Raw genomic sequence first — 17,600 nt, 5'->3', positions numbered from 1 at the left:
ACCTCTCCCGGGTCAACGGGCCACACTGTCCCCGTGAGACATGTCATCGCCCTCGATGTGGGCGGCACCGGGATGAAGGCCGCCCTGGCCGGGCCGGGGGGCGAGCTGCTGCACCAGGCCCGCCGGGCCACCGGCCGCGACCGCGGTCCCGAGGCGGTCGTCGCGGGCATCCTGGACTTCGCCGCCGAACTGCGCGCCTACGGCGCCGACCGGTTCGGCGAGCCCGCCCGCGCCGCCGGTGTCGTCGTCCCCGGCATCATCGACGAGGAGCACGGCACCGCCGTGTACGCGGCCAACCTCGGCTGGCGCGACGTACCGCTGCGGGCGCTGCTCAGCGACCGGCTCGGCGGCATTCCGGTCGCCCTCGGGCACGACGTGCGCACCGGCGGGCTCGCCGAGGGGCGCATCGGGGCGGGGCAGGGCACCGACCGGTTCCTGTTCGTGCCGCTGGGCACCGGTATCGCGGGTGCCATCGGCATCGACGGCCGGGTGGAGTCGGGCGCCCACGGCTTCGCGGGCGAGATCGGCCACATCGTCGTACGGCCCGGCGGGACGCCGTGCCCGTGCGGGCAGCGCGGCTGCCTGGAGCGGTTCGCGTCCGCGTCGGCGGTCAGCCAGGCGTGGGCCGAGGCGTGCGGCGACCCGGAGGCGGACGCCGCCGACTGCGCCAAGGCCGTCGAATCGGGCGACACCCGGGCGCTCGCCGTGTGGCGGGCCGCCGTGGACGCGCTCGCCGACGGGCTGGTCACCGCGCTCACTCTGCTGGACCCGCGGGTCCTGATCATCGGTGGCGGCCTCGCCGAGGCGGGGGAAACCTTGTTCACACCACTGCGGGACGCCGTCCGGCGGCGCGTCACCTTCCAGAAGCTGCCGGAGATCGTCCCCGCGGCCCTGGGGGACACCGCCGGCTGCCTGGGTGCCGGGCTCATGGCCTGGGACCTGCTCACCACCGACCCACTCAGCACCACTCCCACGACCGTGACTCCCCCGGAGGTAACCACCTGATGGCCCCAAGCAAGGTTCTCGCCGGTGCCCGGGTGGTACTGCCCACCGGGACCGTGGACGACGGCCGCGTGATCGTCGACGGCACGCGGATCGCGGACACGGCGTCCCCTCAGGCGGAAGTCCTCGACGTGTCGGGCCACTGGGTGGTCCCCGGCTTCGTCGACATCCACAACCACGGCGGCGGCGGCGCCTCCTTCGCCGGCGGCACCCACGAGGAGATCCTCAAGGGCGTCGACACCCACCGCCGGCACGGCACGACGACGACGGTCGCCTCCGCCGTCACCGGTGACCTGGACTTCCTCGCCCGGCACGCCGGGGTGCTGGCCGAGCTGGCCCAGCAGGGCGACGTCGCCGGCATCCACTTCGAGGGGCCGTTCATCTCCCCGTGCCGCAAGGGCGCGCACGACGAGCAGCTGCTGCGCGACCCGGACCCGGCCGAGGTCCGCAAGCTGATCGACGCCGCGCACGGGCACGCGAAGATGATGACGCTGGCCACCGAGCTGCCGGGCGGCCTGGACTCCGTACGGCTGCTCGCCGAGCACGGCGTGATCGCGGCGGTCGGACACACGGACGCGACGTACGAGCAGACGCTCCAGGCCATCGACGCGGGCGCCACGGTCGCCACGCACCTCTTCAACGCGATGCCGCCGCTCGGTCACCGCGCCCCGGGCCCGATCACGGCGCTGCTGGAGGACGAGCGGGTCACCGTCGAGCTGATCAACGACGGCACGCACCTGCACCCGGCCGCGCTCCGGCTGGCCTTCCACCACGCGGGCGCCGCCCGGGTCGCCTTCATCACCGACGCGATGGACGCGGCCGGCTTCGGTGACGGCCGCTATCTGCTCGGCCCGATGGAGGTCGAGGTCTCCGACGGGGTGGCCCGGCTGGTGGAGGGCGGCTCGATCGCGGGCTCCACGCTCACCCTGGACCGCGCCTTCAAGCGGGCGGTGACGGTGGACGGGCTGGCCGTGGAGGACGTGGTCGCGGCGATCTCCGCCAACCCGGCGCGGCTGCTCGGCCTGGACGGCCGGGTCGGCTCCCTGGAGCCCGGCAAGGACGCCGACCTGGTGGTGCTGGACGCCGCGTTCGACCTGGTGGGCGTGATGCGCCGGGGCGAATGGGTGGTCGATCCCGGGCTGGGCTGATCCGTCCCCGGGGCCACCACCCCGAGTCCACCCCCGGAGCGCCCGGAGCACCCGGAGCGCCCGGCGGTGGCCGCCCCGGGGGCTGGGCCCGCCGCCACCCGTTTGGCATGATCGTGTCCACACGGCAGCCGCAGGCGATCGGGGGAGGTCTGCCCAGGTGATCCTCACCGTCACACTCAACACCGCGCTCGACATCACCTATCGGGTCCCGGCCCTCAGGCCGCACGCCTCCCACCGGGTCACCGGAGTGACGGAGCGGCCCGGCGGCAAGGGCCTGAACGTGGCCCGGGTGCTGGCGGCCCTCGGACACGAGGTGACGGTGACCGGCTTCGCGGGCGGCGTCACCGGAGAGGTCGTGCGCGAGGGGCTCGGCGGCGTGCGCGGGGTGGCCGACGCGCTGGTGCCGGTCGCGGGGGCGACCCGGCGCACCATCGCCGTCGTCGACGAACGCACCGGCGACACCACCCAGCTCAACGAGCCCGGACCGGCCGTCGCACCCGCCGAGTGGAACGCCTTCCAGAACGTCTACGAGGATCTGCTGGCCGGCGCCTCGGCGGTCGCCCTGTGCGGCAGCCTGCCGCCGGGCGTACCGGTGGGCGCGTACGCCGCCCTGGTGCGCACGGCGCGCGCCGCGGGCGTGCCGGTGCTGCTGGACACCAGCGGGGAGCCGCTGCGCCGGGGGGTCGCCGCCCGCCCGGACCTGATCAAGCCGAACGCCGAGGAGCTGGCCGAGCTGACCGGCTCGCACGAGCCGCTGCGGGCCACGCAGTCCGCCCGGCGCCGCGGTGCCCGCTCGGTGGTCGCCTCACTGGGCGCCGAGGGGCTGCTCGCGGTGACTCCGGAGGGCCGCTGGCGGGCCGCGCCGCACGCCCGTGTCCGGGGCAATCCGACCGGTGCAGGCGACTCGGCGGTCGCGGGGCTGCTCTCCGGCCTCGTCGAGAACCTGCCCTGGCCGGACCGCCTGGCCCGCGCGGTCGCCCTGTCCGCGGCGACGGTGTCGGCACCGGTGGCGGGCGAGTTCGACCGGGGGGCGTACGAGGAGCTGCTCGGACGCGGGGTCGCGGTGACGGCGGAGGCCGACGCGGCGTGACGTGGCCTGCGGCCGGCCCAGGGGGGTGTCAGCCGGCCGTGATCGAGAGCTGGTCGAGGACCACTTCGCACTTGTTGTCCGCGTTGCACGCGAGCTCGATCGTGTTGGTGCCCTCGTTGAGGTTCACGTTGGCCCAGGTGGACTTCCAGCCCTTTTCCCAGTCCCCGGCCGGCGTGCCCCCGAAGTTCTTCATGTTCAGCGGACGGGCTTCGGACTTGCCGTTGACCAGCAGGGTGGCGTCGGCGTCCACGCCCGGGGTGCCGTAGCGCACGTTCAGCCGGTAGCTGCCGGCCTTCTCGATGCCGTTCACCGTCCAGGTGACCTTGGCGCCGACCTGGTTGAAGCCCGTGACGTAGACCCCGCCCTCGGTCTTCGCGCCCTCGATGTCCGAGGCGGTCGTCACACCGGGCGACAGCCTGAGGGCCTTCGCGTCCGTCGACGGCAGCTCGGCCTCCTCCTCGGCGCCTTCGCTGGCCGAGGGGCTGGGATCGGTGGTCTGCGACTGGGTGGGCGCGGTGCCGCCGCCCGCCTCCTCGCCGCCCTTGTCGTCCTCGGAGCCACTGCTCATCATGGCCACGGAGATACCGATGACCACCGCGGCGACGACCGCGACCGCGCCGATCAGCAGGCCCTTGGTGTTGGGGCCGCGGCGTCCGCCGCCCCCGCCGTGTCCCGAGTGCTGCGGGGCGGTGGGAGCGCCGCCGCCGGGGAAGGTCTCCGGCGCGGCGTAGTGCGCGTTCGGCCGGCCGTGGGCGCCCTGCTGCTGTGGGGCCTGGCCGTAGACCCCCTGCTGCTGCGGGGCGGGCTGGCCCTGCGGGGCCCCGTACTGCCGTGTGCCGACGGGACGCACCCGGTTGACGGAGTTCGGGTAGCCATAGCCACCGGACGGCGGCTGGGCCCCGTTGGCCTGCCCGTCGGCGTAGAGGTAGCCGAAGGGGTCGTCGTCCTCGGGCGTGCTCGCGCCGTTGTTGCCGGGCGTCATCCCTAGGTCTCCTAACCAGATGCGGTGCTTGTGCGGTACGGGTGTGAGACAGCGAGCCTACCCGCTCCCACTGACCCGAAAGGGTGACTCACACCGCATCAAGGCGCTGACCTGGTGATCATCCGGCTCGGCGATGCTGTTTGGGACGAGATCGTTTCTCGACGTACATCCGTTCGTCAGCGGACTTGAGAACCTCGTCCGCCGTCATGCCGCAGTGGGCCCATCCGATGCCGAAGCTGGCGCCCACCCGGACGGCCCGTCCCTCGGCCCGGATCGGCTGGATGATCTCGTTGCGCAGGCGTACGGCGAGGTCCTGGGCGTCGGCCCGGCCGAGCCCGTTGGCGAGGATCACGAACTCGTCGCCGCCGAGCCGGGCCACCGTGTCGCCGTCGCGCACCCCGCCGCTGAGCCGGTGGGCGACCTCGATGAGTACGGCGTCGCCGGCGTTGTGCCCGAACCGGTCGTTGATCGACTTGAAGCCGTCCAGGTCGCAGAAGAGGACCGCGAGCCCCTTGGTGCCGTCGTCGCGGCCGTCCGCGGGGGCGATGGCGTGCTCATGATGGTCGTAGGTGCCGTACGGCTCGGTGCCCGCGCCGAAGTCGTAGGTGTGACCGCCGGAGTCGAACACGGCGGAGCTCCCGTGGGCCACGTCCTGCCCGTAGGCCGCGTCCATGGCGTCGGCCACGGCCACGTGCGAGGACTGCGGGCGCCGGCAGAGCCGGGCGGCGAGCCGGGAGCGCAGCTCGGCGGAGTTCGGCAGGCCGGTGAGGGAGTCGTGGGAGGCGCGGTGGGCGAGCTGGAGCTCGCGGCGCTTGCGCTCCTCTATGTCCTCGACGTGGGTGAGCAGGAAGCGCGGCCCGTCGGCGGCGTCGGCGACGACGCTGTTGCGCAGGGAGACCCAGACGTACGTGTTGTCGCGGCGGCCCAGGCGCAGCTCGGCCCGGCCGCCCTCGGCGGAGGTGCGCAGCAGGGTGCCGATGTCCTCGGGATGGACCAGGTCGGAGAAGGCGTAGCGGCGCATCGCGGAGGCGGGGCGGCCGAGCAGGCGGCACAGGGCGTCGTTGGTGCGCAGGATGCGGCCGTGCTGGTCGCCGCCCATCTCGGCGATGGCCATGCCGGAGGGGGCGTACTCGAAGGCCTGCCGGAAGCTTTCCTCACTGGCCCTGAGCGCCTGCTGGTCGCGCTCCAGGCGGACCAGGGCGCGCTGCATGTTGGAGCGGAGCCGGGCGTTGCTGATCGCGATCGCGGCCTGGAACGCGTACATCTGCAAAGCCTCGCGACCCCAGGCGCCGGGGCGGCGGCCGTTGCGCGGCCGGTCCACGGACAGGACGCCGACCAGCTCGCCACTGTTGCCGCCGCCCTGCGGGCCGGGCGCGTACATCGGGGCGAAGAGCCGGTCCGAGGGGTGCCACTCGTCCTCGAAGCGGGGCGCGGGCCCGTCGGTGTACCACTGCGGGACGTCGTCGTCGTCGAGGATCCAGCCCTCGGTGTGGGGTATGAAGATCAGGTCGCCCCACTGCTCGCCCATGGCCAGGCGGCGCTCCCAGGAGTCGCGTGAGCCGACCCGGCCGGTGATCAGCGCCTCGGCGGCCTGGTTGCCCGCGAAGGCGGCCACGACGAGGTCGCCGTCGGGGCGGACCAGGTTGACGCACGCCAGCTCGTACCCGAGGGCGTGGACGACTCCGTCGGCGACGGTCTGCAGGGTGTCGGCCAGGCTGCGGGCGGTGTTCATGTCGGCCATGGCCTGGTGCAGCTGACGCAGGGACGCAAGACGGACGTAGGGCTCCGACTCGGTCTCCATGCTCACCCTCCCCCCGAGGCCTCGCAGCGAATCAAGGGTTCTCGTCGGCGCCTGTACTGCTGGTGCCCTTGCAGGTTCCCCGCCACTGAATCACAGCGCGCTCCTCACTCGGTACACAGGGTCAACAATTACCGCTCCTTGTGACTCAAGTCACAGCAAAAGGTGAGCAATTGCATGGCGTTTCCGCGTTTTCCCCAGGCGTTTACCGAACGCAAAGTTCTTGGGTGTGCGCACGCCTCCTTCCGGGGTCCTAGGTCCCGGTTCGTGCCCCGGTTCGGTCCGGGGGCCGATGCCGGACCGGCGGCCCGGCGATTAGCGTGGCGGGCGTGCCGAATTCTCCGTCTCTCACGTCCCCCACGCCCTCCGCGTCCCCCTCGCCTCCGTCACCGTCGCCCGCCGCCGGGCATGCTGAGGGGGTGAGCAACGAGGAATTCCGTGCCGCCATGTCCCGGCTGGCCTCGGGCGTGGTCCTGGTGACCGCGCAGGAGGCGTCGCTCGACCCCGACGACCCGCAGGCGCCGAGCGGCGAGGACGTCGGGATGACGGCCACGGCGTTCATGTCGGTGTCCCTGGACCCGCCGCTGGTGCTGGTCAGCCTGCGGGAGGGCTCCCGCATGGACGACCTGCTCGACGAGCAGCCCCTGTGGGCGGTCTCCGTCCTGTCCGAGAGCCAGCGGCACATCGCGGGCCGCTTCGCGATGAAGGGCCGCGTCAGCGACCGGCTCCTGTTCGCGGACATCCCCTACGTACGGGGGGAGGCGACCGGGGCCCCCGTGGTAGGCGGTGCCCTGGCGACGCTGGAGTGCCGTACCGAGCGACGGGTGGCGGCCGGGGACCACACCCTGGTGATCGGCCGCGTGCTGACCGCCGCGCTGCCGAGCCCCGACGGGGGGCCGCTGGCGTACTTCAAGGGGCGCTACCGGCAGCTGGGCTGAGCGGAAATCCGCTCGCCCGTCCTCGCACCGCCTGCCTAGGGTGCGCGCATGACGACCAGTACCGCCACGCGCCTGGAGGAGATCACTCCGGCGAACTTCGACGCCGCCGTCGGCATACGGGTCCTCCCCGAGCAGGAGTTCGCCGTCTCCCCGGTGGTGAATTCCCTCGCCGAGGCCTACCTCCACCCCGGCGTCGCCTGGCCCCGCCTGATCGTCGACGGCGAGCGTCCCGTCGGCTTCCTCATGGCCTTCTTCGACATCGACTGGTACGAGGACGGCAGCGTGCTGCGCTCCGGACTGTGGCGGCTGAACATCGCGGCCGGGGAGCAGGGCCGGGGGTACGGCCGCTTCGCCGTGGAGTCGGTGGCCCGGGAGATCCGTCGCCGCGGCGGCAAGGAGTGCTACGTGACGTGGCATCCGGGCCCGGACGGCCCCGAGCGCTTCTACCTGGGCCTGGGCTTCCGGCCCGACGGAGAGACCAGCGAGGGCGAGACGGTGGGCGTGCTGGACCTCGGCTGAACGCGGAGGGCCGACCTGGAGTGCGCCCCGAAAGGGGCGCGGGGAACTGCGCGGCCGGCCGCGACGGACCCGCGGACAGACTCATCGGGTGCCACCGGTCGGTCACCCCCAGTCCCGCGCGGAGCGCCCCCGCTTGGTCTGCGAGCGCTGCTTCTTCTCGCGCAGCCGGCGCTCGTTGATGCCGCGCGGGACGCGGGTCGGTCTGCGGGGCCTGGGCGGGGGCGCGGTGGCCTCGGCGAGGAGGGCGGCGAGGCGTACGGCGGCGGCCTCGCGGTTGCGCCACTGGGAGCGGTGCTCGGAGGCGCGGACGGTGACGACCCCGTCGGTCAGGCGTCCGGCCAGCCGCTCCAGCGCCCGCCGCTTCCACACCTCGGGCAGGGACTCGGTCCTCGCCAGGTCGAAGCGCAGCTCCACCGCGGTGTCCGTGGTGTTGACGTGCTGCCCACCGGGCCCCGAGGAGCGCGAGAAACGCCAGACGAGCTCGGCCTCGGGCAGGGAGACGGAGCCGCGGATGAGATGAGGACCGGACATGCCGTCCATGTTCCCGTCCCCGGGCGGCCCACGTCACCCCAATATCCTGAGCCCGGCCTCGGTAAAGAAAGTAAAGAGAGCAGGAACCTTGCGTACCCCTCTCGTCGTTCATGGGGGTAGCTGTAACTTTCTTGCCGTACGTAAACGAGGGAAGGGACTCCCAACAATGGCTGTAAGCCTGTCCAAGGGTGGCAACGTCTCGCTCACCAAGGAGGCTCCGGGCCTGACCGAAGTCACCGTGGGGCTCGGCTGGGACGTCCGTACCACCACCGGCACAGACTTCGACCTCGACGCCTCCGCGATCGCGGTCAACACGCAGGGCAAGGTCTACTCCGACGGCCACTTCGTGTTCTTCAACAACAAGCAGACGCCGGACAACACGATCGTCCACACCGGTGACAACCGCACCGGCGAGGGCGCCGGCGACGACGAGGCGATCAACGTCAACCTGGCCGGCCTCCCGGCCGACATCGAGAAGATCGTCTTCCCGGTCTCGATCTACGACGCCGAGAACCGTTCGCAGAACTTCGGCCAGGTGCGCAACGCCTACATCCGCATCCTCAACAAGGCCGGCGGCGCCGAGATCGCCCGCTACGACCTGTCCGAGGACGCGGCCACCGAGACCGCGATGGTCTTCGGTGAGCTGTACCGCAACGGCGCCGAGTGGAAGTTCCGCGCCGTCGGCCAGGGCTACGCCTCGGGCCTGGTGGGCATCGCCCAGGACTTCGGTGTGAGCGTCTGACGTTCACCCGCTCGTTCGTTCCGTACGGAGGCCTCCCGGTCGTGCGCCGGGGGGCCTTCGTACGTCACGTCAGCAGACGCTGCTCCTTCGCCACCGCGACCGCGCCCGCGCGGGTGTCGACGTCCAGCTTGTCGTAGATGCGGCGCAGGTGGGTCTTCACCGTGGCCTCGCTGATGAACAGGGCACGGGCGATCTCCCGGTTGCCGAGCCCGGTGGCGAGCTGGGCCAGGATGTCGCGTTCGCGGTCGGTGAGGGAGGGACGCGGGCGGCGCATGTTGGCCATGACCCGGCTGGCCACCGGTCCGGACAGCGCCGTTCGGCCCTGGGCAGCGGCGTGGATGGCGGCGAACAGTTCCTCGGGGCGCTCGGCCTTCAGCAGGTAGCCGGTCGCGCCGGCCTCGATGGCTCGGGTGATGTCGGCGTCGGTGTCGTACGTGGTCAGGACCAGGACGTGCGGGGGCGCTCCCCGGGCCTCCCCGGCGCCTCCCTCTCCGACGGCTTCCCCGGCACTCCCGGCGCTCCCGGCGCGTCCGCCTCCTCCCGTTCCCCCCGCGGCCCGGGCGCCGGCGGTTCCCGCAGTTCCAGCGGCGCCCGCGGCGCCCGCGGCGCCGACTGCCGCCGAGGGGGACGTGAGGCGGCGGGTGGTCTCCACGCCGTCCATGCCCTCGCCGAGCTGAAGGTCCATCAGCACCACGTCCGGCGCCAGCCGCGCGGCGAGCGCGAGTGCCTCCTCGCCGGTGCCCGCCTCGCCCACCACCTCGATACCGGGCGCGCTGTCGAGCAGGGCGAGCAGCCCGGCCCGTACGACGGCGTGGTCGTCGCAGACCAGGAGACGCACGGGAAGGGATGCGGCAGCCGGCTGCGGGCCCACCGGGTCGGTCATCGGAGTGCCTCCAGGGCTTCGGGCCGGGATGGTCATCGTGCTTCGGGTGCGTCGGCCGGCCCGGTCCGGGGCGCTTCCAGGGGGACGGCAGCGGACAGGACGGTGCCCTCGCCGGGCGCGGACTCGACGGTCAGGGTGCCGCCGAGCTGCCGCAGCCGTGCGCGCATGGCGGGCAGTCCGTGTCCGCGTACCCCGGTGGGCGCGTCGGGCAGCGCGGCCGGGTCGAAGCCGTGTCCGTCGTCGGTGACGTCGAGGACGGCCTGGTCGTCGAGGAGGGTGAGGGTGAGCGCGGCGATGGACGCGTCCGCGTGCTCCCGGACGTTGGCCAGCGCTCCCTGGGCGATGCGCAACAGGACGGACTCGACCCGGTCGGGCAGCGGCGGGACGCGGGCGCCGTCGTCCACGTGGACGCGCACGGTGAGGTGGCCGCCCGACTCCCGCTCGGCCAATGCGCGCAGCGCCGCCTCCAGGCCGCCGCCGCGGGCGAGGTCGGCGGGGGCGAGGTCGTGGACGAAGCGCCGGGCCTCCGTGAGGTTGTGCTCGGCGACGGAGGCGGCGCCCCGGACGTGGGTGCGGGCCTTGTCCGGGTCGGACTCCCAGACCCGCTCGGCCGCCTGGAGCAGCATCCGCTGACTGGACAGGCCCTGGGCCAGGCTGTCGTGGATCTCCATGGACAGCCGCTGGCGTTCGGCGAGGGTGCCCTCGCGGCGCTCGGAGGCGGCGAGTTCCCGGCGGGTGCGGATCAGGTCGTCGATCAGGGTGCGCTGCCGGGCCGCCTGCCGTTCGGTGTGCAGGAAGACGGCCGCGGCGATCGCGGCGACGGCGGGCGGCGCGAGAAGCAGGTTCGGGTCGAGACCTCCGGCGAGGCGGAGCTGCGCGGCGACGACGAACACCGTCAGGACGGCGACCAGTACGAGCGCCGCGCGGGCCGGCAGGGTGCGCAGGCCGGTGTAGAAGAGCGGTACCGCACACCAGGAGAAGCTGGGCGCGAGGACGACCAGCACCATCCACACCACGACGACCAGGCCCAGCCGGCCCAGGCTCCGACGGGTGTGCCGCGCCCCGGGGCCGCTCAGGACGGGGCCGAGCAGGTGCAGCACGGCGAGGGTGAGGGACAGGGCGAGGATCCACGGAGTGCGTGGCTCGCCGGGGTGGCGCTGCAGGAACCGGGCCAGGGCACCCCCGAGCAGCAGGAAGAACGCCGCGTGCATGACGGCACCGAGCCACCGGGTGTCCGGGTCGTACGGCTTCGGCATCCGGCGCGCCTCCCTTCCGCCTGTGTGTCCTGTCCGCCTGTGTGTCCCGCGGCTTTCCGCCCGCGTGTCCTACAACGTGCCGTAGGAGATCGCTGAGCTGCGCGGACACTCCCATGGTGACCCGCCTGGGCGGCCGGCGGGTCAACCGATCGGACGACCCCGCCGTCGCCCGTTCCGTCGCCCACGAGCAGCCGGAACGGCGACCGTGCGCCCCGGGTGGTGGGCGGAGGGTGGAGAGCAGACGGACGGAAGCGGCCCGGGTGACCCCGGCGCGGACCGTCCGGCCCGATCTCAGCCCTTCTCCGAGGAGCAGACCACCATGAAGAAGACCTTCTCCCGGCGCGCCCGCATCGCCACCGGCGGTACCGTCCTCGCCGCCGTCGCCGCCGGCACCTTCGGCACCGTGGCGGCGAACGCCTCCGCGCCGGACGCCGCCCGGAACTCCGCGGTGGCCGCCGTCTCCGCCGGCGAGGCCGGCGGGCGCGACACCACCACCTCCACGCATCTGACGATCGCCGCCGCGACCGAGGCGGCGCAGGCCGCGCTGAAGGCCGCCGGGAAGGAGGGCCGGCGGATCACGGTCGCGGTCGTCGACCGCAACGGCAACACGATCCTCACCATGCGCGGTGACGGCGCGGGCCCGCAGTCGTACGAGTCGGCCGTGAAGAAGGCGTTCACCGCGGTCGCCTGGAACGCCCCGACCACCGAGCTGGAAGGACGCCTGGAGAACGCCCCGAACCTGAAGGACATCCCGGGCACCCTGTTCCTGGGCGGCGGCGTCCCGGTCACCGCCGGCAAGGCGCCGATCGCCGGAATCGGGGTCGCGGGTGCGCCGTCCGGCACCTTGGACGAGAAGTTCGCGCGGGCGGGCGCGGCGGCGATCGACTAGTCCGCCCCGGAGGACCGGGGGGCGGGGCAGAGGTCCGGGGAGGCGGGGGCAGAGATCCGGGGCCCGGGGTACGGCTCCGACAGCCGGTTCCGAGAGGCGTTTCACGTGAAACGCCTCATAAGATCACGACGTGCGCACCCCCCGCCTGCTCGTAGCCGCCACCGTCACCGTCCTCGCGGCGTGCAGCGGTGGCGGCGGGGTCGACGGCACCCCCGGCGGCTCGGGCGTGCGTGACCCGTACTTCCCGAAGGCGGGCAACGGCGGCTACGACGTCGGCCACTACGACCTGACCCTGGCCTACGACCCCGACGCGGAGCACCTCACCGGAACCTCGACGATCACCGCCCGCACCACCCGGGAGCTGTCCGCCTTCAACCTCGACCTCAAGGGCCTGGACGTCGAGAAGGTCACCGTCGAGGGCCGGGACGCCCGCTTCAACCGGGCCGGACAGGAGCTGACCGTCCGCCCGGCGGACGAGCTGAACGACGGGGAGACGTTCGAAGTCACCGTCCGCTACTCCGGTGGCCCGGTGACGGTGACCGACCCGGACGGCTCCGAGGAGGGCTGGCTGCCCACCGCCGACGGCGCGGTCGGGCTCGGCGAGCCGACGGGCTCGATGGCCTGGTTCCCCGGCAACCACCACCCCTCCGACAAGGCCACCTACGATCTCGCGGTGACGGTGCCGGAGGGCCTGGGAGCCGTCTCCAACGGCGAGTTGACGGGTGAGACCACCCGCGAGGGCCGCACGACGTTCACCTGGCACACCGCCGAGCCGATGTCGAGCCACGTCGCCACGGTCGCCGTCGGCGACTGGGAGACCGACCGCTCCACCACCGACGACGGCCTGCCGGTGTACACGGCCGTCGACCCGGAGCAGGCCGACGCGAGCCGGGTGGTTCTGGAGCGGATTCCCGAGGTCATGGAGTGGGCCCAGGAGAACTTCGGCCCGTACCCCTTCTCCTCCACCGGCGCGATCGTCGACCGCGTCGGCGACGCCGGCTACGCCCTGGAGACCCAGAACCGGCCCTACTTCCCCGGTGCCCCCGACACCGTCCTGCTCGTCCACGAACTCGCCCACCAGTGGTACGGGAACTCCGTCAGCCCGAAGACCTGGCGGGACATGTGGCTCAACGAGGGCTTCGCCACCTACGCCGAGTGGCTGTGGGAGGAGGACGAGGGCGGCGACACCGCGCAGCAGACCTTCGACGCGCTCTACGACGGGACCTACTACCCCGACGAGGACGCGAACGACTCGATCTGGGCGTTCCCGCCCGCGGACCCGCCCGACGCGGAGCACATCTCCGCGAGCCCCGTCTACCAGCGCGGCGCGATGGTCCTGCACAAGATCCGCCAGGCAGTCGGCGACGACGCCTTCCCGGCGCTTCTACGGGGCTGGGCCACCGCCCACCGCCACGGCAACGCGGACACCGACGACTTCACGGCGTACGTGGAGAAGTCGGCGCCGGACGAGGACTTCTCGGGGGTCTGGGAGGACTGGCTGTACGGGGACGGCAGGCCGGACAGCCCGTGAGTTCCGAGGGCTTCAGAGGCTCCGGGGTGCCTCGAACGCGTCGAGCAGCCGGGCCAGGTCCGGCGGCCACAGGGGTTCGGGGGCTTCGGCGAGTTCCCCCGGGGTCCACCAGCGCCAGGTGAGGATGCCGTCCGCGGCGTGGGCTGCGGCGAGGTGAGGGCCGGTGGGTTCGCGGCGGGGGCCGCGGGCGACGTGGATGTGCTCGTGCTGGCGGACGGGGCCGACGCTCAGGTGGGTGAAGTCGTGTTCCCAGGTGCAGAGCAGGGGGCCGGCTTCCAGGTCGGTCCAGCCGGTCTCCTCGCGCACTTCGCGCAGGGCGCCCTCGCGAGGGCTCTCGTCCGCTTCCAGACCGCCGCCGGGCATCGCCCAGTGCACGCCGACCTCCACGTTGTCGTAGCGGAGGAGGAAGACCGCGCCCTCGGGGTCGAGCACGGCGAGGCGGGCGGCGCGGCGCGGGGTGCGCGGCGGCCCGTCCGCCGGGCCGCCCAGTGGCTTGCGCAGCACCGTGCGGGGGTGGCCCCGCCGAAGGTCGGGGCGGTCGTCGACGGCCGTGTAACCGAGGGCGGTCCAGAAGGCGAGTCCGTCGGCGTCGGGGACGGCGAGCCGTACGGCGGTGCGGCCCCCGGCCCGGAGGCGGTCCTCGACGAGGGACGCGAGCCGTGTGCCGTATCCCTGCCGCCACAGCCCCGCGTCCACCATCAGCAGCCCGATCCACGGGTCCGGCTCGGCCGGGCCCGGGTGCCGGGCGAGCGTGACCGCGACCCCGACCAGCCGGCCCGCGTCCCTGGCGAGCAGCACCTCGGCCCCCGGCCGCGCCAACTCGTCGGCCAGCGCCGCCGCCACCTGCTCCGGACGGATGTCGTCCGGGTCCGGGAACTCGCCGCCGAGCGCGTGGAACGCGCGGTTCGAGGCGTAGAGGGCGGTGAGTTCGGTGAGGAGGGGGCCCGGGATGTCGTGGTCGGGGGTGAGCGGGAGGGGAGTGAGGATCACTCGGGCAACCTATCCGGTCCGCGCGTCCGTGCGGCGTGTTCACGGGGCGCTCCGGGCCGGGCGGGGCAGGCCACCGGACGGGGCAGGCCGGGCCGGACGGGCGCCCGCGCCTCCCCCGCGCCGCTCAGGCGGCCTGGGCGGCGCGGGCCCGCTGGAGCGAGGTGAGCCGGGAGACCAGGACCATCGCCAGCACGGTGCTCACGATGCCGACAACGTTGGCGCCCTGGGAGTTGATGACGCTCTCCCTGGCGTCCTCGACCAGTTTGTCCTCGTTCCAGACCTGGAACGAGTCGTTCATGAACGTCACGAAGTGGGCGAGCCAGAGCCACCACCAGGTGTGCACCAGCCACCGCCCGGCGCCCTTCGCACGGCCGGTCGTCGCCGTCCAGATGTCGTTGGCGATCTGCTTGGGCAGGTAGAAGTTGGCGACGGGGATGAACCAGGCACCCGCCGCCAGACCGGGGCCGTAGCGGACCCGGCCCGGCGCGAGCGCGTCGGCGTTCAGCCACGTGTGGCGGAACCAGCACACCCACATCCCCGCCGCCCCCATGATCGCCAGCCCGTTGAGGCCGGAGAGCAGATCGGACGCGAGGACCCAGTCGTCGAAACTCTCGATGGCGCGCGGGGACTCGTCGCTGTCGAGATCGCCGAGCTGGACGAGCACCTGCCCGAGCACGGCACCGCGGGCCAGCAGCAGGAAGGCGTACACGCCGAGCAGGGCGTTCAGGGTCAGGGCCAGCCCCCGGAGCGGGCGCATGGGCCGCCGGGCGTACGGGGAGGGGGTGGCGGCCGGCCCGGGGACGGGCGTGGCGTACGCCGGAGACCGCTGGGGGCCCGGCTGGGCACCGAACGGCGTGGGGAGCGGCCCCGGGGGTGTCGACGGGCCGAAGGCGGTGGGCGGCGGGCCGAAGCCCGCGACAGGCGCCCCGAGGGGCACACGCTTCTCCGGATCCTCGCTGTCCAGGAGCTGCACGGCGTGCCGGCCCAGCTCGGCCAGCACCTCGCCGGGCAGCCACGCACCGCCCCGCGCGGCGTCCGCGCCCTCCATGTCCTCGATCGACGTCAGCAGCTCGTCCGGGGTGGGGCGCTTGTCGGGGTCCTTGACCAGGCAGGCCGCGACCAGCCCCTGCCAGTCATCAGGTACGCGGGAGAGGTCCGCCTCCTCGGTCGCGATGCGGAAGAGCAGCGAGTGCATCCCGCCCTCGTCGGTACCGAAGGGCATCCGGCCCGTCGCGGCGTAGGCCAGCACCGCGCCGAGGCAGAAGATGTCGCTGGCGTACGACACCTTCTCCCCGCGCACCTGCTCGGGGGACATGAACCCCGGCGAGCCCACGACGGCCCCCGTGCGGGTGAACCCTTCCGCGGACTGTGTGGACACGTCCAGCGCGCGGGCGATGCCGAAGTCGATGACGCGGGGGCCGTCGATGGTCACCAGGATGTTGGAGGGCTTGAGGTCGCGGTGCACGAGACCGGCGCCGTGGATGGTCTGCAGCGCCCGCAACAGGCCCGCCGCCAGCACCCGCAGGGAGGCGGGGGGCAGTGGCCCGTACTGCTGGTCCACGACCTCGGCGAGCGAGGGCCCGGCGACATAGCCGGTGGCGAGCCAGGGGGTCGGCGCCTGGGTGTCGGCGTCCAGCACGGGCGCGGTCCACTCGCCGCCGACGCGCTGCGCCGCCTTCACCTCCTGCGCGAAGCGCCGCCGGAAGTCGGGCTGGCGGGCCAGTTCCTCGCGGACGGTCTTGACGGCCACCGTCCGGCCCCGGTCGGAACGCGCCAGGTACACCCGCCCCATGCCGCCCTCACCGAGCCTGCCGAGCAGCCGGTAGGTACCGACCCATTCGGGATCGCCCGGCTCCAACCCGTTCATTCGTGCTCCCTCGTTCCTGGCGACACCGTGCGCATGAGGATAGAGACACGAGTCGTGCCTGTGAAAACCCGGTGCCCCGACGGCAGTTGCGCCGACCGCCACCCTGACTCACGAACGGCACGCGGCGGCCGGTTCCACGGTCATGACACCATCACCTGCGTGCTCGACATCGGCTACGCCCTCTCCACCCGCTTCCCCGACCCCCCGCAGACGGACTACCGCCGCGCGGACGTCCACGCGCTGCGGCACGACCTGTTCTGCGGGGACGTGTATCTCGCCGACACCAAGGCGGACCGGGAGATCTCCACAGCCTGGGGATGGGTGCCGGTGCTCGACTTCGCCTGGGCGCTGTGCGACATCGTGGAGCGCGTCGACCGGGACCCGGCGGGCTCCCGGGCCGCCCGGCCGCAGTGGGCGGAGCTGGACTTCACCGAGTCCGCCGACCGCCTGCTCTTCGAGCGCCGCTTCGGGTGGGTCGACATCGAGGCCGAGTGGCTGCCGGAGAGCGAGCCCCCGCTCTCCTTCTCCCACACCGAACTGCGCCGGGAGTGCCGCGACTTCCTGCACGACCTGATCGCCGACCTCACCGACATGCACGACGACCTGGCGGACAACCCGGCCATCTGGACCCTCCAGGCCCGCTTCCCCCGCGTCTCCTGAGCCCTCGGACCCCGCGCCGCTCCCCGCGCCCGCTCTCCCCGCCCCTGGCCTCCCCCGGCGCTACTCCCCCGCCTGCACCCGCAACCCCAGCTCCGCCGCCAGCACCGGCGCCAGGTCCAGCAGCTGGGCCGGACTGATCACCGCCCCCGACAGCCGGTCCACCCCCCGGGCCAGCTCCAGCGGGGCGGCGCCGCGCAGGTCGACGTCCGTGAGGGTCGCCGCGCTGAAGTCCGCCCCCTTCAGAGCACAGTCCACGAACTCGACCCGCTCCAGGCGGGCGCCCCCGAAGTCCGGCTCGACCAGGACACAGCTCTCGAAGACGACGTCCTTGAGCCGGGCCCGGCGGAGGTTGAGATAGTCGATCTTGCCGCCGCGGACCAGGACCCGTTCCAGCACGGCACCGTGCAGCTGGGTACCGCCCAGGCGGGCGTCGACCAGCTCGACGTCGCGCAGGGTCGCCTCGGCGAGCTGCGTACCGACGCCGCGGACACCGGTGAGTACCGAGTCGAGCAACCGGGCCCGGGTCAGGGACGCCTCGTCCAGCGCGCATCCCGTCAGCGCGCAGTCCATGAAACGGGCGCCCGCCCCGTCCTGCCCGGCGAAGTCCGTCTCCCGGAACTCCAGCGCGTCGTAGTCCCCGTCCGGCTCCAGCTCCGCTCCGTCATGGGGCTCCAGCGGTGGCAGCCGCAGCCCCGGGCGCCGCGCCGCCCGCACCGTCGTCCTCGTACCCCCGCCGCCGCCCGCCGCTTTCCTCGCCATGCCCCCATGCTGCAC

17 protein-coding genes are annotated in these 17,600 nt (G+C 73.4%); 9 read left to right on the top strand and 8 right to left on the bottom strand.

Annotated features, from left to right (window positions below; translation table 11 throughout):
- Nucleotides 1-72 precede the first annotated feature (72 nt).
- From ACH4NX_RS15690 to ACH4NX_RS15680, 3 genes are all read left to right on the top strand, one after another.
- A complete protein-coding gene (locus tag ACH4NX_RS15690) occupies nucleotides 73-1,005 on the top strand; it encodes an ROK family protein (RefSeq protein ID WP_398127669.1) in 933 nt (310 codons plus the stop codon).
- On the top strand, nucleotides 1,005-2,150 hold the full coding sequence (gene nagA / locus ACH4NX_RS15685; RefSeq protein ID WP_398127522.1) for an N-acetylglucosamine-6-phosphate deacetylase: 1,146 nt from the start codon (nucleotides 1,005-1,007) through the stop codon (nucleotides 2,148-2,150). The genes ACH4NX_RS15690 and nagA overlap by 1 nt, the downstream gene beginning before the upstream one ends.
- Nucleotides 2,151-2,307: 157 nt before the next feature.
- The gene (locus ACH4NX_RS15680) at nucleotides 2,308-3,240 is read left to right on the top strand and encodes a 1-phosphofructokinase family hexose kinase (protein WP_398127521.1); all 933 of its coding nucleotides are present in this window, start codon (nucleotides 2,308-2,310) and stop codon (nucleotides 3,238-3,240) included.
- A 28-nt stretch (nucleotides 3,241-3,268) separates the two neighbouring features.
- On the opposite strand, the gene ACH4NX_RS15675 is transcribed toward ACH4NX_RS15680, so the two are convergent.
- Both ACH4NX_RS15675 and cdgB read right to left on the bottom strand, forming a co-directional pair.
- Nucleotides 3,269-4,222 carry a CBM35 domain-containing protein gene (locus ACH4NX_RS15675; RefSeq protein ID WP_351401287.1) on the bottom strand — a complete coding sequence of 318 codons (954 nt, stop codon included), beginning with the start codon at nucleotides 4,220-4,222 and terminating at the stop codon, nucleotides 3,269-3,271.
- Nucleotides 4,223-4,340: 118 nt separating this feature from the next.
- The gene (cdgB, locus tag ACH4NX_RS15670) at nucleotides 4,341-6,023 is read right to left on the bottom strand and encodes a diguanylate cyclase CdgB (protein ID WP_398127520.1); all 1,683 of its coding nucleotides are present in this window, start codon (nucleotides 6,021-6,023) and stop codon (nucleotides 4,341-4,343) included.
- A 443-nt stretch (nucleotides 6,024-6,466) separates the two neighbouring features.
- Between cdgB and ACH4NX_RS15665 the strand changes: the two genes are divergently transcribed.
- Both ACH4NX_RS15665 and ACH4NX_RS15660 read left to right on the top strand, forming a co-directional pair.
- Nucleotides 6,467-6,958: a flavin reductase family protein gene (locus ACH4NX_RS15665; protein WP_398127668.1), complete on the top strand. Its 492-nt coding sequence runs from the start codon at nucleotides 6,467-6,469 to the stop codon at nucleotides 6,956-6,958.
- A gap of 48 nt (nucleotides 6,959-7,006) precedes the next feature.
- Nucleotides 7,007-7,477, top strand: coding sequence for a GNAT family N-acetyltransferase (locus tag ACH4NX_RS15660; RefSeq protein WP_398127519.1), 471 nt, complete (start codon nucleotides 7,007-7,009; stop codon nucleotides 7,475-7,477).
- A 102-nt stretch (nucleotides 7,478-7,579) separates the two neighbouring features.
- Here ACH4NX_RS15660 and arfB read toward each other — a convergent pair whose 3' ends face one another.
- Nucleotides 7,580-8,017, bottom strand: coding sequence for an alternative ribosome rescue aminoacyl-tRNA hydrolase ArfB (gene arfB / locus ACH4NX_RS15655; RefSeq protein ID WP_351401278.1), 438 nt, complete (start codon nucleotides 8,015-8,017; stop codon nucleotides 7,580-7,582).
- A 157-nt stretch (nucleotides 8,018-8,174) separates the two neighbouring features.
- On the opposite strand from arfB, the gene ACH4NX_RS15650 reads away from it, so the two are divergent.
- A complete protein-coding gene (locus tag ACH4NX_RS15650) occupies nucleotides 8,175-8,750 on the top strand; it encodes a TerD family protein (RefSeq protein ID WP_279563904.1) in 576 nt (191 codons plus the stop codon).
- A gap of 64 nt (nucleotides 8,751-8,814) precedes the next feature.
- On the opposite strand, the gene ACH4NX_RS15645 is transcribed toward ACH4NX_RS15650, so the two are convergent.
- Both ACH4NX_RS15645 and ACH4NX_RS15640 read right to left on the bottom strand, forming a co-directional pair.
- Nucleotides 8,815-9,633 (bottom strand): response regulator, encoded by an 819-nt coding sequence (locus ACH4NX_RS15645; protein WP_398127518.1) that lies wholly within the window; start codon nucleotides 9,631-9,633, stop codon nucleotides 8,815-8,817.
- Nucleotides 9,634-9,665: 32 nt separating this feature from the next.
- On the bottom strand, nucleotides 9,666-10,889 hold the full coding sequence (locus ACH4NX_RS15640; RefSeq protein WP_351401273.1) for a sensor histidine kinase: 1,224 nt from the start codon (nucleotides 10,887-10,889) through the stop codon (nucleotides 9,666-9,668).
- A gap of 319 nt (nucleotides 10,890-11,208) precedes the next feature.
- On the opposite strand from ACH4NX_RS15640, the gene ACH4NX_RS15635 reads away from it, so the two are divergent.
- Both ACH4NX_RS15635 and ACH4NX_RS15630 read left to right on the top strand, forming a co-directional pair.
- On the top strand, nucleotides 11,209-11,778 hold the full coding sequence (locus ACH4NX_RS15635; protein ID WP_398127517.1) for a heme-binding protein: 570 nt from the start codon (nucleotides 11,209-11,211) through the stop codon (nucleotides 11,776-11,778).
- A gap of 130 nt (nucleotides 11,779-11,908) precedes the next feature.
- The gene (locus ACH4NX_RS15630; protein WP_398127516.1) at nucleotides 11,909-13,309 is read left to right on the top strand and encodes a M1 family metallopeptidase; all 1,401 of its coding nucleotides are present in this window, start codon (nucleotides 11,909-11,911) and stop codon (nucleotides 13,307-13,309) included.
- Between the two features lie 12 nt (nucleotides 13,310-13,321).
- Here the strand turns inward: ACH4NX_RS15630 and ACH4NX_RS15625 are convergent, their stop codons facing one another.
- Nucleotides 13,322-14,299 (bottom strand): GNAT family N-acetyltransferase, encoded by a 978-nt coding sequence (locus ACH4NX_RS15625; protein WP_398127515.1) that lies wholly within the window; start codon nucleotides 14,297-14,299, stop codon nucleotides 13,322-13,324.
- 124 nt (nucleotides 14,300-14,423) lie between these two features.
- Nucleotides 14,424-16,166 (bottom strand): protein kinase, encoded by a 1,743-nt coding sequence (locus ACH4NX_RS15620; protein ID WP_398127514.1) that lies wholly within the window; start codon nucleotides 16,164-16,166, stop codon nucleotides 14,424-14,426.
- 159 nt (nucleotides 16,167-16,325) lie between these two features.
- Between ACH4NX_RS15620 and ACH4NX_RS15615 the strand changes: the two genes are divergently transcribed.
- On the top strand, nucleotides 16,326-16,826 hold the full coding sequence (locus ACH4NX_RS15615) for a hypothetical protein (RefSeq protein WP_279563897.1): 501 nt from the start codon (nucleotides 16,326-16,328) through the stop codon (nucleotides 16,824-16,826).
- Nucleotides 16,827-16,886: 60 nt separating this feature from the next.
- On the opposite strand, the gene ACH4NX_RS15610 is transcribed toward ACH4NX_RS15615, so the two are convergent.
- Entirely contained in the window at nucleotides 16,887-17,585 is a 699-nt protein-coding gene (locus ACH4NX_RS15610) for a pentapeptide repeat-containing protein (RefSeq protein ID WP_398127513.1), read from the bottom strand.
- Between the last annotated feature and the right edge of the window lie 15 nt (nucleotides 17,586-17,600).

Source organism: Streptomyces sp. NPDC017225 (genome assembly GCF_044331465.1).
In the GTDB taxonomy this organism is placed as follows: domain Bacteria; phylum Actinomycetota; class Actinomycetes; order Streptomycetales; family Streptomycetaceae; genus Streptomyces.
The sequence above is the reverse complement of the archived record's forward strand: the minus strand, read 5'-3'. Positions and strand labels throughout refer to the sequence as shown.